Source organism: Pseudomonas sp. OST1909, assembly GCF_015277575.1.
Lineage (GTDB): Bacteria > Pseudomonadota > Gammaproteobacteria > Pseudomonadales > Pseudomonadaceae > Aquipseudomonas > Aquipseudomonas synxantha_A.
Genome location: NZ_CP063780.1, coordinates 4,292,207 through 4,318,317, shown reverse-complemented (window position 1 = coordinate 4,318,317; position 26,111 = coordinate 4,292,207). Strand labels below are relative to the sequence as shown.

19 protein-coding genes are annotated in these 26,111 nt (G+C 58.7%); 8 read left to right on the top strand and 11 right to left on the bottom strand.

Features of this window, described 5'->3' with window-relative positions:
- Nucleotides 1–64: 64 nt before the first annotated feature.
- The 8 genes from IH404_RS18580 to IH404_RS18545 all read right to left on the bottom strand — a co-directional run bounded on the left by IH404_RS18580 (nucleotide 65) and on the right by IH404_RS18545 (nucleotide 11,322).
- Complete coding sequence (locus IH404_RS18580; protein WP_194438733.1) at nucleotides 65–805, bottom strand: molecular chaperone; 741 nt, start codon at nucleotides 803–805, stop codon at nucleotides 65–67.
- Between the two features lie 75 nt (nucleotides 806–880).
- Nucleotides 881–1,483: a fimbrial protein gene (locus IH404_RS18575; protein WP_122733820.1), complete on the bottom strand. Its 603-nt coding sequence runs from the start codon at nucleotides 1,481–1,483 to the stop codon at nucleotides 881–883.
- Between the two features lie 197 nt (nucleotides 1,484–1,680).
- Nucleotides 1,681–2,328, bottom strand: a complete 648-nt coding sequence (locus IH404_RS18570) for a response regulator (RefSeq protein ID WP_005789595.1) — start codon at nucleotides 2,326–2,328, stop codon at nucleotides 1,681–1,683.
- A 23-nt stretch (nucleotides 2,329–2,351) separates the two neighbouring features.
- Nucleotides 2,352–5,525: a hybrid sensor histidine kinase/response regulator gene (locus IH404_RS18565; RefSeq protein WP_005789593.1), complete on the bottom strand. Its 3,174-nt coding sequence runs from the start codon at nucleotides 5,523–5,525 to the stop codon at nucleotides 2,352–2,354.
- A gap of 70 nt (nucleotides 5,526–5,595) precedes the next feature.
- Entirely contained in the window at nucleotides 5,596–6,789 is a 1,194-nt protein-coding gene (locus IH404_RS18560) for an EAL domain-containing protein (RefSeq protein WP_005789591.1), read from the bottom strand.
- Nucleotides 6,776–9,574 (bottom strand): ATP-binding protein, encoded by a 2,799-nt coding sequence (locus tag IH404_RS18555; protein ID WP_194438731.1) that lies wholly within the window; start codon nucleotides 9,572–9,574, stop codon nucleotides 6,776–6,778. The genes IH404_RS18560 and IH404_RS18555 overlap by 14 nt, the downstream gene beginning before the upstream one ends.
- Nucleotides 9,575–9,631: 57 nt before the next feature.
- Complete coding sequence (locus IH404_RS18550; protein WP_005789588.1) at nucleotides 9,632–10,615, bottom strand: fimbrial protein; 984 nt, start codon at nucleotides 10,613–10,615, stop codon at nucleotides 9,632–9,634.
- A gap of 23 nt (nucleotides 10,616–10,638) precedes the next feature.
- Entirely contained in the window at nucleotides 10,639–11,322 is a 684-nt protein-coding gene (locus IH404_RS18545; RefSeq protein WP_242462617.1) for a molecular chaperone, read from the bottom strand.
- A gap of 204 nt (nucleotides 11,323–11,526) precedes the next feature.
- Here IH404_RS18545 and IH404_RS18540 point away from each other — a divergent pair, with 204 nt between their 5' ends.
- On the top strand, nucleotides 11,527–12,048 hold the full coding sequence (locus IH404_RS18540) for a hypothetical protein (protein ID WP_005789584.1): 522 nt from the start codon (nucleotides 11,527–11,529) through the stop codon (nucleotides 12,046–12,048).
- A gap of 15 nt (nucleotides 12,049–12,063) precedes the next feature.
- On the opposite strand, the gene IH404_RS18535 is transcribed toward IH404_RS18540, so the two are convergent.
- Both IH404_RS18535 and IH404_RS18530 read right to left on the bottom strand, forming a co-directional pair.
- Nucleotides 12,064–13,269 (bottom strand): DUF1835 domain-containing protein, encoded by a 1,206-nt coding sequence (locus tag IH404_RS18535; protein WP_194438728.1) that lies wholly within the window; start codon nucleotides 13,267–13,269, stop codon nucleotides 12,064–12,066.
- 295 nt (nucleotides 13,270–13,564) lie between these two features.
- On the bottom strand, nucleotides 13,565–14,641 hold the full coding sequence (locus IH404_RS18530; protein WP_194438727.1) for an aldo/keto reductase: 1,077 nt from the start codon (nucleotides 14,639–14,641) through the stop codon (nucleotides 13,565–13,567).
- A gap of 215 nt (nucleotides 14,642–14,856) precedes the next feature.
- Here IH404_RS18530 and IH404_RS18525 point away from each other — a divergent pair, with 215 nt between their 5' ends.
- The 5 genes from IH404_RS18525 (at nucleotide 14,857) to IH404_RS18505 (ending at nucleotide 19,026) form a co-directional block, all read left to right on the top strand.
- Complete coding sequence (locus IH404_RS18525) at nucleotides 14,857–15,489, top strand: glutathione S-transferase (protein WP_194438725.1); 633 nt, start codon at nucleotides 14,857–14,859, stop codon at nucleotides 15,487–15,489.
- Between the two features lie 16 nt (nucleotides 15,490–15,505).
- Nucleotides 15,506–16,426: a LysR family transcriptional regulator gene (locus tag IH404_RS18520; protein WP_005789573.1), complete on the top strand. Its 921-nt coding sequence runs from the start codon at nucleotides 15,506–15,508 to the stop codon at nucleotides 16,424–16,426.
- Nucleotides 16,426–17,310, top strand: coding sequence for a LysR family transcriptional regulator (locus IH404_RS18515; protein ID WP_005789571.1), 885 nt, complete (start codon nucleotides 16,426–16,428; stop codon nucleotides 17,308–17,310). Before IH404_RS18520 ends, IH404_RS18515 begins: the two co-directional genes overlap by 1 nt.
- A 79-nt stretch (nucleotides 17,311–17,389) precedes the next feature.
- Nucleotides 17,390–18,322, top strand: coding sequence for a pyridoxamine 5'-phosphate oxidase family protein (locus IH404_RS18510; RefSeq protein WP_194438723.1), 933 nt, complete (start codon nucleotides 17,390–17,392; stop codon nucleotides 18,320–18,322).
- Between the two features lie 299 nt (nucleotides 18,323–18,621).
- Nucleotides 18,622–19,026 carry a Rid family hydrolase gene (locus IH404_RS18505; RefSeq protein WP_005789567.1) on the top strand — a complete coding sequence of 135 codons (405 nt, stop codon included), beginning with the start codon at nucleotides 18,622–18,624 and terminating at the stop codon, nucleotides 19,024–19,026.
- Between the two features lie 214 nt (nucleotides 19,027–19,240).
- On the opposite strand, the gene IH404_RS18500 is transcribed toward IH404_RS18505, so the two are convergent.
- Nucleotides 19,241–19,516 carry a DUF3077 domain-containing protein gene (locus tag IH404_RS18500; RefSeq protein ID WP_194438722.1) on the bottom strand — a complete coding sequence of 92 codons (276 nt, stop codon included), beginning with the start codon at nucleotides 19,514–19,516 and terminating at the stop codon, nucleotides 19,241–19,243.
- A gap of 1,193 nt (nucleotides 19,517–20,709) precedes the next feature.
- Between IH404_RS18500 and IH404_RS18495 the strand changes: the two genes are divergently transcribed.
- Together IH404_RS18495 and IH404_RS18490 are read left to right on the top strand one after the other, a co-directional pair.
- Complete coding sequence (locus IH404_RS18495; protein ID WP_194438720.1) at nucleotides 20,710–21,339, top strand: hypothetical protein; 630 nt, start codon at nucleotides 20,710–20,712, stop codon at nucleotides 21,337–21,339.
- A 197-nt stretch (nucleotides 21,340–21,536) separates the two neighbouring features.
- Nucleotides 21,537–26,099 (top strand): AAA family ATPase, encoded by a 4,563-nt coding sequence (locus tag IH404_RS18490; RefSeq protein WP_194438718.1) that lies wholly within the window; start codon nucleotides 21,537–21,539, stop codon nucleotides 26,097–26,099.
- The last annotated feature ends 12 nt before the right edge of the window (nucleotides 26,100–26,111 follow it).

Sequence of the window (26,111 nt, the reverse complement as noted above, 5' to 3'; positions counted from 1 at the left end):
GATTGACGGACAGCCGGGCACGCAAACACGCACGCGAAGTGAGCCTGTGGGTTAGCGAAAGTGCTTAGGGGTTGAGGCGCGATTCAGTCGCATGCGCCGGTAGCGCAGTGCCGCTGGACAGCGGCGCGCTGTAGTGATTCTGCGCGCCGTAGTCATTGATGCTGGAAAACGACAACTGCACCGGCCCGCTGGCAACTGGAGCACTGAGCGCAAACTGTTTTTGTTCGCCGGGCGCAATCATGGTGGAGTCGCTGGTCAATACCGCCTGCACTTTGATGTCGGCCATGGACACGTGGTACAGCGTCGGGTTTTTCACCTGCAACAGGGTTTGGCTGCCGTGTTTGACCAGCGTCCATTCAAGCTGCGCAGGGGCTTGCAGCGCGCTGCCGGTAAGGCCGGCAGGGCGGTAAAAAATCTTGATGCGTTGGCGGATGGCCAACTGCAAGGTGTTCTCGGCTTCGCTGGCCTTGGGGATTTCCTGCACATTGAGCCACACCACCGACTCGCGGTCCGTGGGCATGCCGGTGCCTTCATACAGAATGCGCAGCAGTTGTTGTTCCTTGGCGAATACCCGTGCCAGTGGCGGGGTGACGGCAAACGGCGCGCGGCTGGCGCTGGCGTCGTTCATGTCGACCCAGGATTGAATCAATACATCCTGGTTACCGTTACGCACGGTAATGTTGGCTTCCTTGTGGTCACCGTCAAACACGATACGGGTGGCATTCAATGAAATGCTGGCGGCGGCCTGGGTAGCCATGAGCAAGCCCAGCAGCCCCAGACATGCGGCGATAGAACGAGGCGGCATGAGGGTTATCCGGTGTAATCAGAAGACAATGGCGAGGCCGCAAGGCCTCGCGCGTTCGGTGCCCGGGGCGCCGAATTATTCGTATTGCAGGATGAACGGCAGGGTGGCGTCACCGCGACCGGCGGTCGACGAACCAGCCGCTGCGGTGGTGACGTAGGCGGCCGCGAAGCTCAGGGTGGCGTCGCCGCCTTCAGTACCGGCACCGTGCATGGTGCTTTCAATGCGTGCGGTGCTTGGCGAGCTGAGGTCAATCAGACCGCCCTTGCTGTCGAGCAGGGCAATACCGACGTTTTGTGCAGTGGCCGAACCCGGGTTCAGGGCCAGTACTTTTTTGCCGGTGACCAGGCCCGAACCGCCGTTGTTGGCGTCAAAGATCATGGCGACCTTGGTGCCCTGGTTGCAGTTGACGTTAAGGTTGAAGTCTTTGGCGGTCACACGACCTGCGGTTGGGTTTTCCGCGGTGCCCATGTCCTTGATCGAAACGTTGCCCATGTCCACCGAAATGGTGCGGTCGGAGTTGGCGCCGTCCACCGAGCAGGCATCGTTGTTAATGACGCCGGTGAAGGTGATTTTACCGCTGCCGCCCAGGGTTGGCGCAGGAGCAGGATCCACGGCAAATGCACTGCCGGAAGCGGCGATAATGGCCGAGGCGATCACAGCCAGGGAAAACTTCTTCATGATGATGTCCGTAAGTGTTAGTTGAAAAGTTTGCTGTTGTTGAACTGCGAGCAAAGAGTAGGCGACGAGGCGGCGGGAGCGAATAAGACGATTCTTATAAGCGCTGGCGTGGGCAGGTTATTTGTGCTGTTGCAGCGGTGAAAGGCTTGAAAATAAAGGGCAAAGCCATTGTCCAGGAATGGCTTGCAAGTTATGCGTTAGTTGAAGATGTTACGTTCCAGGCAATAAGCAAGTAGATCCTGGTCGCTGCTCACTTCAAGTTTGCGCATGGCCGATATCTTTTGTGCGCTGATGGTCTTTGAACTTCGGTTCTGGCGGCGCGCAATATCACTCACGCTCATGCCGGAAATAAACAGGCGCAGGATCTCGAACTCTTTGGGCGACAAACTGGTAAAGCGCTCGTCAATTGCCGTGAGGGTCTCTATCACCGAGGTCTTTGGCGGCTCCAGGCTGCGATAGTCGCTGTCCTGGGCGATCGCCTTGAGTGCCAGTTGAATCTCGGTATGCAACTGGCTTTTCTGGATGATGCCGACCACGCCCAGCTCTTGCAGACGGGTGAGGATCAGGTGGTTGGAGATCATGGTCAGGATCAGGATCTGTACCTGCGGGAAATGCCTTTTCAGGTACTCCACCAGCTTCAGGCCGTCGCCATAGGGCGAGTCGCCCGGCATGTTGTAGTCGGTGATCACGATGTCAGCGCCTTGGTGTTGCAACAGCTTGATCAGGCCGGCCGAGCACACGGCCTCGCCGACGACTTGAAAGCGCATATCACGCTCTACCAGTTCGCGAACGCCGAGCAACACGATCGGGTGATCGTCCGCGATTACCACGTTGAATTTTTTCATAAAGGGCCGTCCGTAGTGCCAGTTCAAGTGAGTGAAGAGTGCCCGGGCTGGAGAGTCTCCAGAACGGCCGACAGACGCTGCATCACAGTCTTCACCTTGAGCTCAAGCGTTGTGTCGAGGCTGCCGCGGTCAAGTGCGCTTTCCAGTTCGATGCAGGCCTGGGCCAGGCTGAGTGCCTGCACTGCGCCCAGGGCGCCAGCGATCGAGTGCAGCAATTGGCCGAGGCCGCGGGCATCACGCTGGACCAGGGCCACGCCGATGCGCTGCACATCCTGCTGCACGCTGCTGATGAACAGCGGGCGCATCTTGTCCGACAGTTGCACGCGGTCGTCGAATACCTGGGCGTCAGGCTCAACCGGCGACTTGATCTTGCACAGTTTGATCAACTGGTCGCGCAGGGTCTGCAGGCTCAAGGGCTTGACGATCCAGGCGTTCATGCCCACTGCCAGGCAACGTACGCCTTCCTCGCGCATTGCATTGGCGGTCACGCCGACAATCGGCAACAGGGGGTCATGCTCACGCAAGGTTCTGGCCAGTTCATAGCCATTCATCAACGGCATATTCACGTCGGTCAGCACCAGGTCGAAGGCCTCCGGTTGCCATAACTGCAACGCCTGTTCACCGTTGGCGGCCAGGCTCACCGAGCAACCGAGCGCCTCCAGTTGCTCCTTGATGATCGCCTGGTTGACCGGGTTGTCCTCGGCTACCAGGATGCGCAGCTCCAGGCGCCCGGCGCTTTGTGGCAGGGTCGCCGCGGGTTGCTCGTGCCTGCCGTGCTGCGCCAGTGATACGGTGGCGGCGATGGTGCGTATGTCGTGCATATCCACCACCCAGCCTTGCGCCGTGTGCAGCGGCGGGCTGTGCGCACCGGGCAGGCAGAGCACACGTTGGCCGGCCCATGGCTTGGGGGGCTCGCCGGGTAACAGATCTACCAGTACCGCGTGGTGACTGTCTTTGTCCTGGGTGGTCGCGGCCAGGGCGGCGGTGATGCCCAGGCGGTTGAGCCAGTCACTCATTGCCTGCGCCAGTTCGCGTACCGGTGCCTGCACGTACACCGGCGTCGGGCTGGGTTCGATCAGCGGCAGGTTGGTCAGTGCGCCACAACACAGTGGCAAGCGCATTTTCAGGGTAAAGCTGCTGCCCAGCCCGGGCTCGCTGACCACGCGGATTTCGCCGTCCATCATCTGCGCCAGCCACCGGCAGATCGGCAGGCCCAGCCCGGTGCCGCCTGCGCTGGCGGTGTCCGGTGCCTGGTAGAACAGATCGAAGAGCTTGGCCTGCTGCGCCTCGGCAATGCCCACGCCGGAATCGGTGACTTGCCATTCCAGGTCGACATTATTGGCGTCGCTGCCCACCACCCTGGCACGAATCACCACGCACCCAAAGTCGGTGAACTTGATGGCGTTGCTCACCAGGTTATTGAGGACCTGGCGGATGCGCATCGGGTCGCCCATCAGGCAGCTCGGCAACTGCGGGTCGATGCAACTGTAAAGCTGCAACCCTTTGCGCCGGGCGAAGGCGGCGTAGGTGTGCAAGGTGTCTTCGAGCATGTCCAACGGGCAGAAATCCACGGCTTCTATCGCCATTTGCCCGGACTCGATCTTCGAGACATCCAGCACATCGCTGATCAGTTGGAACAGCGTGGCGGACGAGCGCTGGATGGTGTGCAGGTAGGTTTTCTGGTGCGGGTCGAGGTCGGTCAGGCCGAGCAATTCGAGGGTGCCGAGCACACCATACAGCGGCGTGCGGATCTCATGGCTCATGGTTGCCAGGAACAGCGTCTTGGCCTCGCTGGCCGAATCGGCGGCATGACGTGCCTCTTCCAGGGCCTGGGCGTCTTCGATGTGTCGGGTGATATCGTTGAATGCATACAGGCGTACGTCCTGAGCCTGATAACGGGTCGACACAAAGCCGATCTGCAGGTGCCGGCCTTCGATCTCCAAGTGCGTCTCACCGCTCTCGGCGCCATCGTGCTTACCGTCCATTGCCTCCACCAGGCGTGAGGTGCCCGGCCATTGCTGGGCGCGCTGGTTTTCGATCAATACCTTGCCATCGCTGCGTCGCACCACGCATAACCCAGTGGGGGCGGTGTCGATGATCACGCGGCTGAACGCCACGCTTTCGGCGATGCGTTCGTGGGCCAGTTGTGCCGGGGTGATCACTTGGCGTCGATACCATCGGCTGCCGGCCCAACCCAGTGTAATCAGGCTGAACAGCAGCAACGCCATGGTGCTCAACGGCCACAATGCGGAGTGAAAGAAGTGCGAATAGTTCAGGCCATAGACCGCGCTCCAGGGCTGATCGCCTGCCTCGGTGACCTTGAATTCAAAGCCGTCGGCCGTGAAATGCACACCATCGCTGAGCTGCGCCTGGGTGGTTGGCCCAATCAACCGGTTGCCGTCAGGGCCAATCAGGGTAAAGCGGTCAAACGCCGAGTGATTCAGCGCGCGCTGTACATCGTCGACCTGCGACACGTCGAGCAGGGTGCCGATCACGGCCTGGCCCTGGGCGTCGAGTGGCAGGCCGATGTAGGCCAGCAAATGCTCGGGTTCGGGGCCGGCCTGCCAATACACCCGATTCTGCTCCAGCGGCTGCGGCGTCTGTGCAAGGATTTGCTGCACGGCGTTGACCCGCGCCACCGGGTTGTCGGTATCCTCGGGGCTTTCCCGGTGCCGGTAGCCCACGGACGGAATGGTGATGGTGTAGTTGGTCTGGCGATTGAGCACAAAGGTTTGCGGTGCCTCGTACGGCGACGAGGACCAGAAGGCGCTGTAGTAGCTGGTCAAGTGCGCACCCAGGGCAAAAATCGGCGGCCTGGCGGCGGTGCTGATCTGCTGTTCATCGAACTTGACGCTGAATGGCACCGAAAACGAATACTTCTGGCCTTCGTACAGTGTGCGGCGGTTGTCGACCATGCGGCTTTTAAGGCTGACCTGCACGTGGGTGGCGCGCAGCAGTTCGGCCTGGATGCCGGGGTGTGTCAGGCTCTTGAGGTAGGTTTGCTGTTCTGCGAGGTTTTCCATCAGTCGCGCAAAGTGAAAGCGCATCGCGCTGTAGCGCACTTCGACGCCTCGGTGCAGCGACCAGTAATTGGTCAGCATCAGCAGCAACGCGACTCCCATCAACACCATCAAGCCTTTGTTCAGGCGCAATGAGCTGCGGGTAAAGGCTTCGAGAATCGCGTTATTGTGCTTCATCAAGGTTTTCCGCAGGCGCAGGATAAATCGGCACTGGATGGAGCTTACTCCTTATGATCGCGGCCGCCAGCTAGTGAGATGTCGCGGGGCCATCATTGTTCAGTAGTTGCTGAAATTGGTCCGAAGACACGGCGTGAGAGATCAGGAAACCCTGCACCTGATTGCAGTCGATTTTGCGCAGCAGCGCCAATTGCTGCGGGGTTTCCACGCCCTCGGCGACCACCGTCAGACCCAACTTGCGGCCCAGCGCGATAATGCTCGCCAATGCCTGGGCGATGCCTTCGTTGTCGTGACTGCCCTGCACCAGTGCCTGGTCGATCTTCAGTTCGGTAAAGGGCGTGGACACCAGATTGAGGTAGGAGCTGTAGCCCTTGCCGAAATCATCCTGGGACAAACCGAACCCCTTGATCCGCAATCGGCAGGCGCCGGCGTAGAAGTTGCTGATGTCCTGCGGCACCGAACATTCCATCAACTCGAAGCAGATCATTCCCGGGATACCATTGTGGTGCAGCACGAACTCCAGCAAACGGTCTGCCAGGTCATGGCTGTTGAGCAAGTGGGTCGGCAGGTTGATCGACACTGGAATTTCATAGCCGCGCTGGCGCCAGTGTTCCTGGGCGTGGATCGCTTGCTTGAGCACCAGCCACAACAGCCGCTCCTCCAGTTCGAACGCCTTGATCGCCGGCAGGAACGCGGCAGGCAGCATCACGCCTTGCTCGGGGTGCATCCAGCGCACCAGGGCTTCGGCGGCGACGATACGGCCGTTGGCCAGGGATTTTTTCGGCTGGAACCAGGCCTGGAACTGGCCGCTGCTCATGGCCTGCACCAGCGTGTGACGGTCGATGTCCATGTGCTCGGGAAGTTCGGGGGCGGGCTTGCGCACCTTGTTTCTGAGCTGGTCGATCAGAGTGCGCAAGGCCTCGGCGTTCACGGGTTTGGAGATCAACCCGATCACTTCCACATCGAGGTTTTTCGCCACCAGGCTGGCTCCCATCAACATGCGCCGTGACGCCGCACTCATGATCGCCAGCGCCGGCTTGCAGCGCAGGCTGGCCAGGCACTGGATAAACTGCACGCCGTCCATGCCGGGCATCAGCAGGTCGGTCAGTACCAGGTCGAAGTCCCGCTGGCGCAGGCGCTCCAGCGCTTCTTTGCCATCCTCGGCGGTTTCGAGCAGGAAATCTCCCAACTCGCTGAGCAGGTTCTGCAGGTAGATATGCTGCAGGGGATGGTCCTCGACAATCAGAATACTAAGGGGCTTCATGGGGGATCCGTGCATAAGGCGCCAGGGAGTTGAATAGAGCCCGCAACGCAAAGGGTTTGACCAGGCAATGGTTCATGCCGGCGGCCAGGCACAGGTCGGCCTCGCCGCGCATGGCGTTGGCGGTGGCCCCGATAATCGGCAACGTGCAGCCCTGTCGACGCAGTTCACGCGCCAGTTCATAGCCGTTGATATGGGGCATGTTCACATCCGTCAACACCACGTCGAAATTGCCGGCGGTGTAGAGCTGCAGCGCTTGCTGACCGTCGGCCGCCAGCTCCACGGTGCAGCCGAGTTCTTCGAGTTGATCACGCAAAATCAGCTGGTTGATGATGTTGTCCTCGGCCACCAGCAGATGCAGGTTGAGTTTGTTCAGGTCCCGCTGGTGCGTTTGCTCATCGGCGCGGGCCACCCATAGCCCTTGCGCCTGGCTCACGGCCTGATGAATGGCTCCCAGGTGGTTGAGGTTGACGTGCCAGGCGCCAGCGTCGGCTTCTACGCAGGGGCAGGCATTGCTGCTCACGTGAATCACCGGCCCTGGCCACTCGGGCACCAGTAACGGGTCAACGCTGCCGGGGTGCACTTGCAACAGCAGATGCGTGTCCGCCAGCGTCGGCAAGCCGGCCTGGGCCCTGGCGCCCCAACGGCGCAACCAGCCGGCGATCGCGTTTGCCAGTTCCGGGATCGGCGAGGCCACGTAAATGGTCTCGGCCAGCAACGGTGTCATCGGTGCAACAGGTGCTTCTTCCAACGGCAGGATCAGGCTGAAACTGCTGCCCAGGCCGAGTTCGCTGACCATGCGGATATTGCCGTTCATCAACTCCGTCAGGCGCTGGCAGATAGGCAGGCCCAGGCCGGTGCCGGCGACCACATTGGTATTGCCCTCACTCTGGTAAAACGGCTCGAAGATCATCGCCTGATCTTCCTGGGCGATACCTTTGCCGGTGTCCGAGACTTGCCACAACAGACTGGAGCGTTCCCCGTCGCGGCCCAACACTTTGACCCGCAGCACCACGCGCCCATAGTCGGTGAATTTCACCGCGTTATTGAGCAGGTTATTGAGAATCTGGCGGATGCGCGTTACGTCGCCGATCAGGCGTTCCGGCAGCTTGGGATCGAAGCAGGCATACAGCTGCAGGCCCTTGGCGTGGGCCGCTGCGGCGTAGCCCTGGATGATTTCATGCACAAGGTCCAGCGGTGAGAACTCGCCCATCTCCAGTGCCAGCTGCCCGGCCTCGATCTTCGATACGTCCAGCACATCGCAGATCAGTTGCAGCAAGGTCGACGATGAGCCTTCGATCGCCTGTAGGTAGTCCTTTTGTTGTGCATCCAGTTGCGTGCGCGCCAGCAGTTCCAGGGTGCCGAGCACGCCATACAGCGGTGTACGGATTTCATGGCTCATGGTCGCCAGGAACAGGGTTTTTGCCGCGTTGGCCGCGTCTGCCGATTGCCGCGCCTCTTCCAGCGCTGCCTCGACCTGCTTGCGCGCACTGATGTCACTGAAGGCGCAAAACAGCACGTCTTCGCCTTTGTAGCGGGTCGGGGCACTGCTCAGGTACAGGTGACGGCCGTCGATGGTTTCAAAGTAGTCACTGCGCTCGGAAGGGCCGTTGGCAAAGGCTTGCTCGATCCAGCCGGCGCGCAGCGCCTCGCGCTCCGGCCCGTTACCCAGCCATTGCTGGGCCAGGGTGTTTTCCAGTACCACCTGGCCGTCGGTGCGGCGCAGCACGCAGAGGGCCACGGGAGCGGTCTGGATCACATCGCGGCCGAAGGCTTCGCTTTCGATCAACGCCTGGATGCGATGGATCGACGGAATGATGAAACGCTGGTCGACGCGGCGCATCACCAGCCAGATCAGTGTCAGGCTGAACAGGCAGAACAGCAGCGAACCGAGCAGCTGTTTCCACACGCCGGTGACCACCGCACGCAGGTCGATGGAGTACATCAACTGCCACTCGGAGGACTTCAGGTGTTTGCGAATCACCAGGTGGTCGGGTAGCCAGCCGTTGCCGACAAAACCGAAAAAACTGTCTTCGCCGGGCCTCAGGTGTTGCTGGCTCAACTGTGTATCGGTGCTGTTGGTGAACACCAGCATGCCCTGGGAATTGAGCATCATGAACTCGCCGGCGCTCTGGTCGCTGAGTGTCGAGGAGACTTCACGGCTATCCATCTCCAGGCCGAGCCAGCCGGAGTCGCGATCACGCTCGTCCAAGCGGATGAAGATATACAGGTGCGAGTGCTGTTCAGTCCTGTCGCTCAGCCAAAGTTCGTTAAGCGTGGCCGGGTCGGTGTGCTGCAGGGCCTTGAGGCGGTTGAGCATGCATTTGGAAATCGGCAATACCTGCGGGGTGGCGTCGTAAAGGCGCATCACTTGCGGGGTGGGGCCGGCGTTGACATAGAGCAGGTTAAGCTGTTTGGCCTTGAGGTAGTCGCGCATGCGTGCGGTCAGCCAGATGCTCCACTGGTTGCCCGATGTGTCGCCCAATTCCAGGTGTTGTTCTTCGGCCGAGGACGGATAGACCCTGGACTGCTTGCGCACTGCCGACAGGCTCAGGCTTTCGAGCAGGGCTTGGCGGTTGGTGAAAAAGGTATGGGCTTCGGCAATGGCGCTGCTCATGTAGCCGCGGCGCTGGGAGATGTCGTTGTTGAAGGTCGACAGCAAAAAGGTATAGACCCCGCTGAGGATGCCTACCAGCAGCACAGTCGCAAAAATACGAAGCAGCCTTCTGGCTGCTTCGGGTCGGGAGAGGACGGGGTTGATCTGGAGCAGATAACTTTTCAATCGCATCGGCAGACTTTACGTCTCGGCCTTTGCCGGTGGCATAAGACGATCCTTAAAAATCACCTACTTGTAGTACATATCCACCACTACGGCAGCGTCGAACGCTCCGGGAATCGGTAGGGTGCGCCACTTGAGGTCGGCGCGGAATTCATCATGGCTCTGGCCCAGGCCCATCAGTTCCTGCAGCGTGAACCAATTATTGAAGGGCAGTTGCTGCTGGCTCTCGGCGCGAGACAGCGAGATGCCGACTGAGCTGTTGTTGTCCGGCACCAGCAGGCCATTGTTCACACTGCCGCCGCCCGGCGTGGTGGCGAAGCGTGCGCTGACGGTATAGGGCGTGTCGCAGCCCTTGCGCAGGTTCAGGCTGAAGTTCGCGCTGCTGGCGACTTCACCGATCGCGGCCTTGCGCGAAGGTGTGGGGAAGTTGACCACGCTGGGGCTGATGGTCAGTTCGGGAGTGCAAGGCACGAAGCGGATATCGTTCATGCCGGTGACCACATAATTGAAGTTGCTGTTGGGTCGTGAGTTGAGCCCGCGCACGCCGTCCAGTTGGAATACGCGGTAAGAGGTCAGCGTGCTGGCCTGGCCGCTCGGTGGCGTGGGGTCGTACTTCTCGATGAACACGCTGAAATTGAGGGTGAAGCGCGCCTTGTCCCAGCCCACGCAGTTGGACAAATTGCAGCCTCGGTCGGAGAAGAAACCGGTACCGACCTTACCGGTGCTTTGGGTAATCGGTTGGTTGTTATAGCGAATGCCCACGCGAATCCCGGTGCCGATACTCACGCTGGCCGGGTTGACGTAGAAATACACTTCCTCACGGCCGTGGAGGTAGTCGTCCTTGCAGATGACATTGGTCGAGCGCGGGCCGGATTCCCAAATGATGGTGCCGTTGGGTGCGTCGGCGGCGACGGCCAGCGCCGTGCCCAGCGCTTCCTGGGTGATGATCGAGTTGGTGCCGTCCTCGCGGCAGGCCAGTGCGTAGCTGGTGGCGGGCAAGACCGCGCAGGTCAACACCAGAAGCGGTAAACAGCGTTTGGTCAGTGACATCGGTTCAAATACCCCGTGATTTATCAGTTGAGCGCCGTGCTATGACGGGCTTGCAAACCGATATCGGTGATTTCGGTGAAGTGGAGAGTGGCGCCCTTGGGCACAGCGTCGAGCGCGGTCAGGGTTTTGCGTTCATGGGGCTTGAGCAGCAGGTAATCGCTGAGCGTCTGGCTGTCGGTTCGCAGGTTGACCAGCGACAGGTGGAAGGCGCTGGGGTTGTTGACGGTTACCGTGCGCCCGTTGCCGCTCCATACCAATTGCTGCACCGCCTCGGCCGAGCCGCCCTGGAGTGCTGGGGGGCGATAGAACAGCTTGAGCCGCTGGCGGATCGCGAACTGCACGCTGTTGGGGTCTTCGGGCTTGAGCGGGATTTCCATGATATTGAGCCAGAACAGCGATTCACGATCGCTGGGCAAGCCCTCACCGGCATACAGGATGCGCAGCTTGTGATGTTCCCCGGCGCCCAGTTGTACCAATGGCTCGGTGGCGGCAAAGGGCACGGTGCGGTCGGCTGATTCGTCCTCGCCGGTGATCCAGGTTTGCACCACCACTTCCCGCGAGGCCTGGTTGACCACGCTGATACCGGCGGCCTTGTCCTGGCCGAAATAGATCAGGCGGGTGCCTTCAATCTTCAGCGCCGCATCGGCAGGCGGGGGCGCAAGCACCAGCAGGCCGCAGGCGAGCAGCACCATTCTGAGTAGAAACATGAACACGGCAATTCCATGGTCGGGTAAGGGAACGCAGCCCATGGTAGATAGCGAGTGGCGCGAAGGCTTTGAGGCGATTCTTAAAAGTACGGTGTGCCCCGGATTGCCGTTTCAGAATCGCCTTAAAGTCAGGGTTCACCCCTGACGGTTACTTTGCTCAGCGTTGAATGATCGACGCGGATGCCCAACTGTCAGGTTTACCCTATGTCCAATAAAGCGTTACGCCTTCTGATTGCCGATGCAGAGCTTTTGCAACGGATCAAGATCGAGAAAATGCTCAACCAGCTGGGCTATCACCGCATTGCGCCGTTGAGTTCGTTCGACGAGTTGCAGGCACTGACACGCTCGGGCGTTGTGGCGTTTGACCTGCTGATCATCAACACTGCGCTAGTGCACTCGCGGCAGGTCAACCTGCTCAAGTACTGCCATGACAACCCGTTGATCCGCCACACGCTGATCTATGACGGGCAATGTGCGCAGCGCTCTGTGGTGTCGGTCTCGGTCAGCCAGACCCTGCACCTGTCGTTGTCACAGTCACCAGACTTCACCTCCCTGCGTCGCTGCATGGAAATCGTCGATCCGGCACACAGTTCTCCGACCGCTGAGTGGCCCATGCTGCGCGCCGTGGACGGCCGGTCGCCCCAGCCTTCGATGAGCCCGCGGGCGGTCTACCAGGGCGACCCGACTGTGGTGGCATGTGCCGTGGGGTTGTTTCCCAAGCGCTGATCGTATCGCGTAGCATCAGTCAAGCCAGACGGGCTGATCAGCAAGGCCCAGTGCCCAATGAGCTTGCCGTGGCCGCAGGCACACACCGCCGACCCAACGCTCATGGCTGGCGTGGTCCAGCCAGCAGGCGTCGCCGTCCAGCACCTGCTGCGCCAGTGGCGTCAACGCCAATACGCGGCGCGGCCACTCCACGCCCGTTTCGGACTCGATCAGCAGCGGCGCCGCCCCATCAATCAATGGGCGCAGCAGCGCATGGAACATCATGTCGCCCAGGAAAGGCAGCGGCTCGCGCTTGGCCATCAACTCGGCAAACACCCGGCCGAAAGGCACAGGCCCGGCCTCGGCGATATACCTCAGGGACAAACGTTCAGTCAGCGACAAACCGTCCTCGATACCCGGCAACTCCTGTAGCTGGCGCTGTAACGCCGGCGCCAGAAAAGGCAGGGCAGGGTGATTGCCACGGGCCAGTTCCGCGAGCTTGAGCGGTGAGCTGTCGCAGTAAGCCGACCAGGCCCGTTTGGCCAATTGCACTGCGTCGTCGTCGATCAAGCGCCGCTGCGGCCAGAGCCAGGCCAGCACATCGGGGGCCAATTGGCCTATGCCGATAAATCGCTCGACTCCGGGAATGCGGCCGGCCTCAATCAGCTCCAGCTTGCGCGGCGCCTGTTCAAGGCCGGCCAGGGCGCGCACCAGAAACAATTGATCGTAGGCGTCCGCCTCGCACCACAGCACACTGTGATCGGCGTTGGTCAAGGCTTGTAGTTGGTTGTATTCATCGTTGACGCGATGCGCGACTTCAGTGGGGTCAAGGGCAAAGGCCTGACTGATAAAGGTACTGCGCATCGCGCGGAACGCTTCGCTGGGCAGTTCACGCACTGGCCCCATGCACAACGGGTCGGTGAGCATCCGGAACTGGCCCTTGAACCCGGCCAGTTGCAGGCTGTGGGCAATATCGTTGCCACAGCGCCAATGGGTGGTACGGGACTCATCGCTGGCCTCGAAACCAGGGTGGCGGGCGGCAAAGTCGATGGCGTCGACGTGGGCCTTGAGCTTGGGCCAACTGGCGAAGCCCAGCTGTTTGGCGACCTGCCATTGCGCCTGGGACAAGGTTGCGCTGGGGTCTTGGCTTTTCAGGCGCGACAACAGTTCCTTGGCGCGCTTGCGCTGCTGCTCAAGGTTGAGGCGGCCGTCGGTGTTTGAGGCGAAAGGGCGTTGCGACATACGAGCTCCTTGTTCGAACCTTTTCCGCTTCAAGGTTGGGAGTCGTAGAAATGAGGTAGAGCTGTGATGTCCTGGGCGCAGCCCTTTCCGCGGAAGGTGGCGTGGAGAGCGCCAGGCGGCAAATATAGGCAGCATTGCTATTCGGTGCAACCCAAAAATGTGGGCGCGGGCTTAAGGTTCTTTGTAGGAGCGAGCTTGCTCGCGAAAAACGCACAGGCGCCACGTTTAATCAGGAAACATGCGTTATCGTTGACGTCTTTCGCGAGCAAGCCCGCTCCCACAGTAAGGGCTGTGTTTACTTGTCCTTGCGCGCATCCATGGTCTTCTGGTGCTCGGCCAGGAACGGCTGTTCCGCAGGATCAAAACGATCAATCCCGGCCGTAAAGCGATGCCAATAGGGATACAACGGCTGACGACGCGTGACCGCCTCGATGCGTGACGATTGTTCCTCGGTCAGCTTCAGTTCAGTCGCGGCAAGGTTATCGCGCAGGTGCTCTTCGGTACGCGCTCCGACGATCAGCGAGGTGATCCCCGGCCGATCCTTGAGCCAGGCCAGGCAGGTACGGGCGACCGAGACGCCATGCTCATCCCCGACGGCGGCAAGGGTTTCGATAATGTCCAGGGCGCGCTCCTGGTCATGCACATAGGGTTCCGGCCAGCCGCTGCCCTGGCGGGTATTGGCCGGCGGCTTGTGCCCGCGTCGGGTCGAGCCGGTCAGTAAGCCTTCGCCCATCGGGCCCCATACCAAAGTACCGACGTGCTGGTCCAAGGCCAGCGGCAGCAATTCGTACTCGGCTTCACGGGATTCCGGGGTGTAGTAGATCTGCTGGGTGATGGGCTTAAGCATGCCGTGCAGCTCGGCCTTGCCCAGGGTTTTCATCATCTGCCAGGCCGTGAAGTTACTGGTGCCGAAGTAGCGGATCTTGCCCGAACCGACCAACAGGCGCAGGGCTTCGAGAGTCTCTTCGATCGGCGTCATGCCGTCCCAGTTATGCAGTTGGTACAGGTCGATATGGTCAGTGCCCAAGCGCTTCAAACTGGCTTCGCAGGCGCGAATCAGGTGATAGCGCGATGAGCCGGAATTGTTCGGGTTCTGGTCCACCGGGCTGCGGCCCTTGGTAGCCAGCAGGATATCGTTGCGCTTGTCACCCAGCGCCTTGCCGACTACCTCCTCGGCCAGGCCGTGGGAGTAGAGGTCAGCGGTGTCAATCATATTCACCCCGGCATCGAACGCGATATCGAACATACGCTTGGCCAGGGGCACGTCCACCGCGCCGCATTTTTCGAACTCCGCACGACCGCCAAAGGGCACGGTGCCCAGGATGATTTCCGATACCAGCAGGCCGGAATGACCCAGTTGTCGGTATTGCATGTCGCCTCCTACTTAACGTTGCACGTGAAGGTGTGAACGATAGGAAGGACGATAGTTTGAATTTTTTTCATGAAATTGCGACGCCGGCGCCGAGAATTTTGGACAGGTGATTGTTTCGCCCAATGAAATGCTGGATTGTAAATTCTGGTCATTCCGCCGACTGAGGCGGCAGTGGAATATGCCTGGCGTCGATACCCATTCTTTTGGAGCCTTTCATGACCCAGCCTGCGATCAAACTTTATGGTTTTCCATTGTCCGGCCACTCCCATCGGGTCGAGCTGATGTTGTCCCTGCTGGGCTTGCCCAATGAATTTATCCTGGTGGACCTCAAGCAAGGTGCGCATAAAACGCCCGAATTCATTGCTAATCTCAACCGCTTCGGCCAGGTACCGGTGATCGATGACGGCGGTACTGTCTTGGCCGACTCCAATGCGATTCTGGTCTACCTTGCCAGTACCTATGGCAAAGGGCAGTGGTTGCCAAGCGACCCCATCGGGCAAGCGCGGGTCCAACGCTGGCTCTCAGCCGCCGCTGGTCAACTCCATGCTGGGCCCGCCACGGCGCGCTTGGCCACGGTGTTTGGCGCCGAGGTGGACACTGTCAGCGCGATCAACCGAGCCTATGCCCTGCTGAACGTGATGGAGCAGCAGCTGGGCGAGAGCCGCTTTCTGGCCAGCGATCAGCCAAGCATTGCCGATATCGCGTTCTACACCTACGTGGCCCATGCGCCGGAAGGCAACGTGTCGCTGGCCGACTACCCTGAGGTGCGTGCCTGGCTTGCCAGTATCGAAGCCTTGCCGGGGTTTATCGCTATGCCGCGCACGGCGGTGGGGCTGCAATCACAGTAACGATCAAGGGATGCCGATGGACCGATTTCATGAAATGCAGGTGTTCCTGGCGGTGGCCGAGGAGGAGGGGTTTGCCGCTGCTGCGCGCCGCCTGAAGACCTCGCCACCCAGCGTGACCCGCGCCATTGCCGCTATGGAGCAGCGCATCGGTACGCAACTGCTGGCGCGCACCACGCGCAGCCTGCACCTGACCGAAGCCGGCCAGCGTTACCTGGAAGATTGCCGGCGCATCCTCGCCGAATTGGAAGAGGCCGAGGAAGCGGCAGCGGGCAGTTACTCCATCCCCGGCGGTCACCTGACAGTGACCGCACCGGTGCTGTTTGGCGAGCTGTATGTGGCGCCTGTGCTGGGGGAGTACCTGGACCAGTTCCCCCTGGTGAACATCAGTGCCTTGCTGGTCGACCGTGTGGTCAATATGGCCGATGAAGGCGTCGATGTAGCGGTGCGTATCGGCCATCTGCACGAACCCGGGCAGCAGGCGATCAAGGTCGGCGAAGTGCGCCGGGTGGTGTGCGCATCGCCGGCTTATCTGGACCAACATGGGCGCCCGCAGCGGCCTGAGCAATTGCGGGAAGCCAGGATCGTCTCCTCATCGTCCAGCCAACTGGTCAGTGAATGGACGTTCGTCGACGCCGGGCGGCCACTCAAGGTACCCATTGAGCCACGCCTGATCGTCACGGCCAATAATGCCGCGATCAACCTGGCGCGGCTGGGCTGGGGCATGACGCGGGTGCTGTCCTATCAGGTGGCGGCAGCGGTGGCGGCGGGTGAGCTGGAGCTGGTGCTGGAGGCTTTCGAACCGGCGCCGCTGCCGATCCACGTGGTGTTCCAGCAAAACGGTCGCATACCGGCCAAGGTCAATACCTTTGTGGATTTCTTAAGCCATCGCCTCGGGCAGGACCCGGCCCTGAACCCGGCGACGAAGCGGCGCACCTGATGGAGCGCTTTCGCGATATGCAGCTGTTTGTCGCGCTGGCCGGGCAACCCAGCCTGGCGTCGGCGGCACGCCGTGCCCAGGTCTCCGGCCCGACCCTGGTACGTGCGGTTGCGCGCCTGGAGGCACGCCTGCGGGTGGTGTTGCTGCAGCGCAGCACACGCGGGGTCAACCTCACCGATGCAGGCCAGGCTTATCTTGCCGACTGTGTACGCCTGCTGGCAGCGGTGGATGCGGCCGAAGCCTCGGCCAACGGCGCCCATGTGCACGCCCAGGGCAACCTGCGGATATGCCTGCCGTTGTTGTTCAGTCGCTATGTCATGGCGCCATTGCTGGCCGGCTACATGGATCGCTACCCGGCGGTGCGTGTCACTGCTAACTACCACGACTATTACCCCAACCTGCACGAAGAGGGGTTTGACGTGGCGGTGTGGGTGGGTGAGCTGCCCAACTCGTCGCTGATTGCACGGCAGGTCGGCCAGGTGCGCACCCTGCTGTGCGCCAGCCCCACGTATTTGGCGGCCAAAGGCGAGCCCCGGCATCCGGCCGACCTCAAGCAACATCATCTGATTGCCAGCGCCGAAGCGCTGCGATGGGATTTCCTGCATTACACCCTCAACGCCCGCGCCCGCCTCAGTTGCGCCACGGTCCAAGGCGCGATCAATGCGGCGGTGCAGGGCGCGGGGGTGATTCGTTGCCTCAGTTATCCGGTTCATGATCACCTCATAAATGGCCAACTGCGTCGTGTCTTGCCGGCCTTTGAAATGCCGCCGCTGCCGGTGCATGTGATCTACCGCGAAGGCCGCCATGCGCCGATGCGCGTGCGCAGTTTTGTCGACTACTGCGTCACCGCGTTGCGCGAACATCCGGCATTTCAGTTGGCGTAATAGTGGATTGCCCAGGGTGGGCATTCTCTGCAGGGTTGGGTAGGCGCAGCATTCGGTTATCCAACCAGAGGTGATCGCCATGAACTCGATCGAACAATCCCCTTGGCATGTCGGCGAACGGCAATTGCAGGAAAGTGCAGGCGTCGCCGAACGCATGGCCATGATTGGGCCGAAGGTCATTCGTGATTATTTGCCCGAGCAGCATCGTGATTTTTATCCGTTGTTGCCTTACCTCATTCTGGGTGTGGTGGACGAACAGGGTATCCCCTGGGCGACCATGCTGGAGGGCGCGCCAGGGTTTGCCCATTCACCGGATCCACAGGCGCTGCAAATCGACAGCCTGCCCGCCAGAAGCGACCCGGCCTGGGCTGGCATCACTCATGGCGCGTCCGTTGGCCTGCTCGGCATCGATCTCGGCACCCGGCGTCGCAACCGCATGAACGGTCGGATCGGAGCGCTGGATCATGACGGCTTTGCGGTGAACGTGGTGCACACCTTCGGCAACTGCCCCAAGTACATCCAACTGCGGCCTGTCGCTGGGATTGCGCGCAAACCTGGCGATACAGCGGAGCGCAGCACCAGCCTGGACGCCGCCGCCCAAACGCTGATCCGCAACGCTGACACCTTCTTCGTCGCCAGCTACGTGGACCAGCACGGCGAACGCTCGGTGGACGTTTCCCATCGCGGCGGCAACACGGGGTTTGTGCGGGTAGAAGGCAACGTGCTGACCATTCCCGATTTTGCCGGCAACCTGTTCTTCAACACCCTCGGTAACCTGCACGCCAACCCGGTAGCGGGGTTGCTGTTTGTGGATTTTGAGACGGGCGACGTGCTGCAAGTGGCGGGGCGTACATCGTTGATTCTCAGCGGGCCGCCAGTGGCCGAGTTTGAGGGCGCGCAGCGCTTGTGGACGGTGACGGTGGAGCACGTGGTCCGCCGTCCGGCAGCCTTGGCACTGCGCTGGCAGTTCGCAGAGTTTTCACCGCACAGCCTGACGATGGGCACCTGGTAGCCTGGCCCGCGCTCCCAGGCACAGCTACCTCACTGATGCAGTGAGATCAAAATGTGGGAGGGGCGGTGCGACGATTCGACTTGCCCCCGATGGCGGTGGGTCAGTCACAGATGTATTGATTGACACTACCTCATCGGGAGCAAGCCCCCTCCCACATAGGAACGTCATTGCTTGTTGAATTTGCGTTTATTCATCAGGCCAGCGCTTCATCCATGAACATGTTGCTGGATGTTGAACCGTCAGTGTGGGCAGTTTCTCTGGGTTAGCCTTGTCTTCCTACTGACAAACAAGGATTGGTCATGCAACGAAAGGTTATTAATCCCACGACGGTATTCAACTCCCTGCAATACGGTTTCAGCCAGGCCATGGAAGTGCCGGATGGTCGGCGGATCATGCTTTCCGGGCAGGTGGGCGTGGATGCTCAAGAGCGCACGGTGGGCCCAGGCATTGCCGAGCAGACGGCCACGGCATTGGACAATGTCGAAAAAGTGCTGGCCGAGGTGGGGGGCGATCTGTCCCATGTGATCATGCTGCGGTTGTATATCGTCGAAACTGCACGAGATCAGCAGGAGCCGATTGCTGAGGCTCTGCGTCAGCGCTTCGCACACAACCCGCCGCCGTCTTCGTGGATTATGGTCAGTGGGTTGTCGTTGCCGGAATGGTTGATCGAGGTGGAGGCAGAGGCGGTGGTTCCGTTCAGTTAGGCGAGTGCTTTTTTGAAAGCAGCAAGTAGTGGCTGACAAAGACAGCTATCTCACTGATGCAATGCGATCCAAATGTGGGAGGGGCGGTGCGACGATTCGACTTGCCCCCGATGGCGGTGGGTCAGTCACAGATGTATTGATTGACACTACCTCATCGGGAGCAAGCCCCTTCCCACATAGGAACGTTATTGCTTGATGAATTTGCGTTTTTTCATCAGGCCACCGGGCATTCCCGGTTCAGCGCTTCATCGACCAGCAACTGCGCAATCTCGATCAGCTGCACCACCGCCAGCACGTGCTTGCGGCTCTGACCATCGAGCTGTTCGGCACAGTCGTAGGCACAGACAGTCGCTGACTCCAGCATTTCGCTGGCATTGCTCAAGGCGGCTTCCGTGCTGAGTCCGGGGCGGACGGTGAAGATGACATCGGGAGGTAGTTGTGGGTTGTCATCCGAAGTTGATGACGGGGGATTGGGTGTGACTTTTTTCATACGGTTGCTCCTGGAGTTAGAGGAGCCGCCACAATCACTTCCACATGATGGGGTGGCGACTGTACGCAGGTGTGGAAGACCGGACTCCAGGACCCCGGCGCACTCGAAAGTGCCCCGCGCACAGCCGCCATAACACTTTATAGCGAGCATGAAAAAAGCGCCCGCTAAGGCTATGGGCGCTTATACGCCTGGAGAGTTCGGGCTTCCACACCCGTCCGCTGATTTTGCAGCGACCCGCGAAGGTTAGCGGCGAGGCTCATCGGACGCAACCCGAAGTTTATGTAAGAGGGGGCTGACAAGCTCGCAGCGTGGATCAACGTCAGCGGGTGGCCATTGCCGGAAGGTTGATCGAGATTGAAGCGCGGCCGCTGGAGGGCTGAAACGACAGCTGTCTCGCTGATGCAATGCGATCAAAATGTAGGAGGGGCGTCAACTCCGGGCGTCGGCCAGGCTCAGGTCCTTACAGACCACACCGCGCTTGCCTAAGGGTAGCTCGCCGTTGTAAAGCTTGCAGTAGAGTCGTTCGCTGCTCAAATACAGCTTCGGCCAGCGGGGAAGTCATCTTTGGTCGAGCGTAGACGCTCGCCAAGTTGGGCTAGGATAAAGGCTTCTGAGCGGTGTAAATCACTCCAACGGATCGCCGCTTCAATCGGGTGGGAATAGGCTTTTGTCAAAGGGGAAGGTCGCTGTCATATGATCGATACCCTGCATGAAAAGTGGACGCATTGAATGGGTTCCTTGATTGAACGGCTGTGTTGGGGGTCATGAGGCAGGTGCCGGTAGCTGTCGTGGGTATCATCCAACGAACGGCTGCGTTCGAGTCAGCAGAATGGCGACCAATGTCGGGGATTTGCGAAGCAGCAAAACGCGCTCGGGCCAGAGACGACAGTGGTGGGGCGTCTGATGGCTAAGTCGGTCGACGCATAGGGTTACATTTTTGCGCCTAGCGCTCTTAGGTTGCTTACCGTGCAGCCCAGATGCGGAAGCATTGAATCAACCACCGAACAGTTGCTCTTCTGGCTCTCAGCCCGCTGTGCTTGCGGTCTGCGGAGCGAATGACATAGGATTCAATCAAGGCACCCGGTAGGTGCCAGCCGTCCACTAATGGCAAAGCTCGCGCTCTACCGTGACAGTACCAACCGCCCTGTATTGGGTTCTCGTAGTGGACACTAGGCCCGGCCCCGGAGGCTGAAATGCAAAACACCATCACTTTTGCTGATGTTCACCGCGTCAAGCGCCACGCTAAGCAACTCAGAATCAACTTCCCTGATCTTTCTCACGGCAAGCGCCTCGATAAGGCTGCCGTCGAGATTTGTGGTGCGCGGAATTATCATGAGCTGAGCCGTTGGTTTGACCGCACAATCAGTCAGCATGTTGATACGCCGGATGGACATCAAGGTGTGAGCCACTGCCGATACTGTGACTTTCGCTTCGCGTCCGATCACAAGCCTGATCAGAAAACGCATCGAGAGATCCATGAGCGTTTTATGGAAGCTGAAGAAGAGTTGGGCTACCGGCCAGGGATATACGTGCAGCGCGAGCGTATGAAAACGGACGGTTACCATCTAATGACCAATGGCGAACATGAAGAGGATCGCATCTTAGGTTTGCTCATGGTCACTCGGGGTTGGTTTGATCGGTCCCTTCGCTCGGCGATTGAGTCTGGCTACTGGACCAAACATCCGACGTTTGAGACGTATGTTTCGATGATGCTGCCGCATCTGGACACGGTTGATCTTGGGATTTCCGCGATTTTGAAAGCGCGCTATGGGCGGACGAACGAAATGATCTCCATTGGACAGACTAACTGGTCGCCTCGTTAAATCTATGATCCTCACTGCCCGGAGCATTCAATGTTCTGGGCATTGAGGAGGTTGTCACATATCGACCTCTTGTGATTTATGCGTCTACGCTCGGAAGCAGCGGACCTGCGTTTTTTATGTTACGGCATTGTTGAATGTCGGCATTGTCAACCACTTGAGCTGGCTCTTTCACGTTCTATTGCCTTTTTAGGTGGCTAATGAGTCTTTCAGGTATTCGTTCAAATCGAGGGGATAGCTATCAGACGCTGATTGCTATGTGGTTTGCCATTTCGATGCTATCCGACGCCGACTATGAGTGGCTGGAGGTCGACTCCACTCGTTGGTTGGTGGATGACGTGGTTGTCGGAAAGTCCGACGGCTCAATCATTTGCTGTCAATGCAAGAAGAATCAGCCGGATTTCAAACCTTGGACGGTTGCTGATCTGTCCGGTGAGTTCGAGAAGGCTTCTCGCCTGTTGGTGGGGGATCTGAACACAGAGGTGCGTTTCTATTCGCGCGGTACGTTTGGTCATATTGCTAAGCTGCGAGAGCATTGCGCAACGCAGCCTGATGAGAGCAGCTACCGGAACAGCCTTACGAACGAGCACGCGACAATCGATGCTTCTTTAAGTGCTACGTTTAATGCCGCTGTATCGCTTCGCACGTATGACTTTCTACGTCGCACAACTTTCCATAACACAAATGATTTCAACGATTTGGAAGAGTCGTTGCTCGAGCGGCTTCGCATTCTGGCAACCAATGCGGAGGCCGCTTACGATGCACTTTGGTACCGGCTCGATCAGTTGGGTTCACGAATGCCCTCGCGTGATTCACAGGCGGCGTCAGTTCAACATCGTTTGACAAAAGAGGACCTTCTCGGCCTGCTTCAGCAATCAGGGTCGATGCTCGCGCCGCATATGAACGTGTCTGAGGTTCGTGCCTCTCTCGATGAAATTTCTGCTATCGGTAGGAATTGGCGGCGCGAGATGGGTGGGAGGCGGCTCCCAATTCGTGTTGTTGACGACATGCTTTCTGCCATCGATAACGGAAAGCGCTCAATACTGCTCACCGGGCTGCCTGGGGCGGGGAAAACCTGCGCTCTTCTGGCAGTGCAAGAAGCACTGGAACTCCTGGCTGAGGGTGACGGTTCTATAGTGCCTCTATTCATACAGTCCCGAGAGTTTGCTGACCTTGCAACGGCCCAAGACCGCCACGCTCAGGGCCTGTACGAGGACTGGGTGGAAAAGGTTGCACGTCTTGCAGACAATGCTCGGGTCGCCATTGTTATTGATTCTCTTGATGTATTGTCGATCTCGCGGGAGCACGCGGCGTTGACGTATTTCCTGGCACAGATCGATAGGTTGTTATTGATCAGCAACGTGACAGTGCTGACAGCCTGTCGTGATTTTGATAGGCGCTATGACCGCCGTTTGGCGTCGCGAGTATGGGAGTGCGAGCTAGCTTGTCAGCCCCTGGATTGGAACTGTGACGTATCTCCATTGCTACAGTCACTCGGCATTGATATTTTTGGGGTGGATGCGCCAACGCGTCAACTCATCTCGAATCCCCGTGAACTTGCAATTTTTATTGAGCTAGCACAATTGGGGGGTGGGTTTAGCGTTGTAACTAGTCAGGCGCTGGCGCAACGGTATCTGGATACACTGGTTCATGCTGATGCGAATTTGGGCATCACAGCGCTTGAAGCGATAGAGTCAGTTGCCGACGAGATGCTCCGGACCCGCAGCCTCACTATTCCTGCGCAGCGATTCAGCGGCTCCCAGGGTGTTTTGCGTGTGCTACTCAGTCACAACGTGCTGCACCAGGCTATGGATGGGCGAGTCGGGTTTGGTCACCAGACGTTGCTTGATGTGCTAGTGATCAGCTCAGCGATTCGAAGGGGGGTGACGTTGAATGAGTTCATTCAGAGCTTGTCACCTGTACCATTTGTCAGACCAACTATCCGAAGTTTCGTGGCGCAGTTGGCTGCTGGTGATCGCCGATTGTTTCGAACTCAGTTGCGGGCTGTTCTCATGGGGCAGTGCCCATTCCATATGCGTCGATTGGTCGCGGAGTCATTCGCTGACCGGCCGCCCCATAGTGATGACTGGCCGATGCTTCGCGATCTCCGCCGAGATTACAAAGATGTGTTTCAGATCATCTATTTGCGAGGCAAAGCGATGGAGTGGGGGGCGTTCTGGTTCGCGCATTTAGTGCCTCTGCTAAGGGCGGAGCGCGACCAAGAAGGCCTGATGACGCATTTGCACAGATCTTCATTGTGGGTGAATCACGCTCCATCACTAATATTGCCTTTCTGGACTGAGTTGCTTGAGGCGGACTGGATGGATAGAGGGCTTGTCGCTGGCGGACTGGGCTTCTTGCTATCCGATGTAGCGTCTGAACATGCCACTCTTACGGGTAAGTTGGTTGAGGCGCTGCTCCGTATGCCTATACAGGAGTACAGCTACCTAGGACGTTCTATCGCACGTTGCGTTGACGCTGGCGTCTTATCAGATGATGTGCTTTGGGCATTCATTACGGGTGATGTGACAGAGGATGACGTGCGAGAGCTTCATCATTTTGGCACCAAGCTAAGGTGGCGGGATCATGAGTTCGGTGCTGAATGTAAAAATTACATCGCCGAGCGCATGAAGTCTTCAGTGGACCTGTTGAATATTGCAATACCTTCTATAGAAGGTTGGAGCCAAATTCGAATATCTGAAATCGGCGATTGGGCTGCTGGAAGCTCGGGTTTTTTGCGGAGCACTTCTCACCGAGCAATCCGGTCCCACAGTGATTTTCAGCATGAAGATTCTATGCATTTACTATTGAGAGCGGTCGAAGGGGCTGTGCTCAGTCATGCCTTAATTGACTCAGAGTGGTGGCGAAGCAATCGGGAACGCCTCTGTTTTAATCATGAGGGAGCTCTGCGCTACTTTGGATTAATGGCTTGTATAGAAAACCCGTCTACCAATTCTGAAATTGCTGCTCGGCTATTTTGTATCGAGCCGCTGGTGGAGTGTGAGTTTTTATACGAGCTTGGCTGTCTTGCCAAGGTCGCGTTTGTGCATTTTGACTCAAGTAAGCAGGACTCTGTGGTGGCGGCATTATTCGCGATTACCGAGGGTATTGAACGAGATGAGCGAGAGGTTTTATGGGCAAACGGGGTACAGGCGCGGTTGATTGCGTGCATTCCATGTCATCTGCGACCCGCCGGTGCTCAGCTTTTACTTGATGATGCAATTGAGCGCGAAGGCGTCCTTAATGAAGGCCCCCCAATTCAGGCTTGGAGCGGGATGGTTACGGCGCCTTTCCCATATAGCGTATTCCTTGAAATCAGTGATCGCGGAGTGTTGCAGCTTCTTATGCATTACACCGGATATCAGCGTGCTTTCGAGGAGCACTTGGTCGGTGGTGAAGGTGAGGTGGCTTCAATGCTGCGGGAGGCAGCGTCCCGTGACCCTGATCGTTTCCTGGGGATTATGACGGACAGCGGGGCTGATCTTTCGTCAGTTTTTCGCGATGCAATTATGAGTGGTGCGGGCAATTGCTTGGCCCATCTTCACGGCAATTTGCAATCAGGGGATTCTTGGACGCCATTTGTAACTATAGATGGAGCCTCATTGGCTGGGAAAGTTATTCACGAGCTTGGACTTAACTCAGAGTATTGGCAGCACAATCGCGCGGCTTCTAACGCCCTCAACGCATGTGCCAATGTGGTCGAAGATGCTGACCAAGCTCAACGGATGATAAAATTTGCTACATGTTTTTTGACAATGCGAGAAGAAGCTTCTATCAGCGGTGATGGGGTTGATCATCTCGACGTTGGAATAAATATGGCTCGCGGTCATATTGCCGAGGCATTGGTGATTTTGACCATCAACTTTCTGAAGAGTGGTAATGCGCTGCCTGATTCATTGCTGCGTCTCTTGTTCGACTTTGCTGATGAAGGTGATCCGGCTATTGCCGCCGTGATACTCCGGCGTTTGGCGTATCTGCAGAGTCTGGACTCCGGTATAGGCTGGGAATTGTTCGATCGATGTATGAAAGGCAATACCTCGGGACTTTGGGGAGGGGCGGAGCAATGTCTTTATTACTCCTATCGCACTGATTTTGAGAGAGTTTCTAAATGGTTGGCGCGACTTCGTTTGGAGGGGGTGGGTAAAGATTTTGAGACCTGGGGGCGAATATCTGCTTTGGCCGCCTTGTCGGATGTTGGCCGGACTTCGGAGCTGATGCTTGAGCTGTCTGAGATAGATGATGCTGCCGCATGGCAGGGGGCTTCAGCCGTTTGGGCGAACGCCCAGAATTTTGCCCGGTACAGAGCGCAGTGCATTGCTGGACTCGACTATGGGTTGTCACTCAATACGCATTCAGATGTTATTGGGCAGCGAGTGGGACAATTGTTTTGTAGTGATGTAACGGGCATACCTTCTGATCTTGTACGTCGTTACTTCTCCGTGCTTGAGATGGGTAGCAGTGGTGTCGGTGCATACATTCATGGGCTTGATGAGTGGTTAAGCGTCACTGCGCAACGAGACCCTGGAGAGGCGCTTGTGGTCTTCGAACTGTATCTCGCCTATGTGCGAGGTAAGGGCGCGCATATGTATGACCGCGGAGGAAATCTCACCCAGTTGCTTACGCAATTATTTGCAGAAGCAGAGGAGTGGGAAGAGGTGGATGGAGGCGCAATGTTGCAACGAGTCGTTTCAGCGCAAGATGAACTGTTATCTCTTGGCGTTTCAGGTATCGGCGATTGGCTGGCTGCTGCGGAGAGGCCTTGAGTGCGGTAGGGT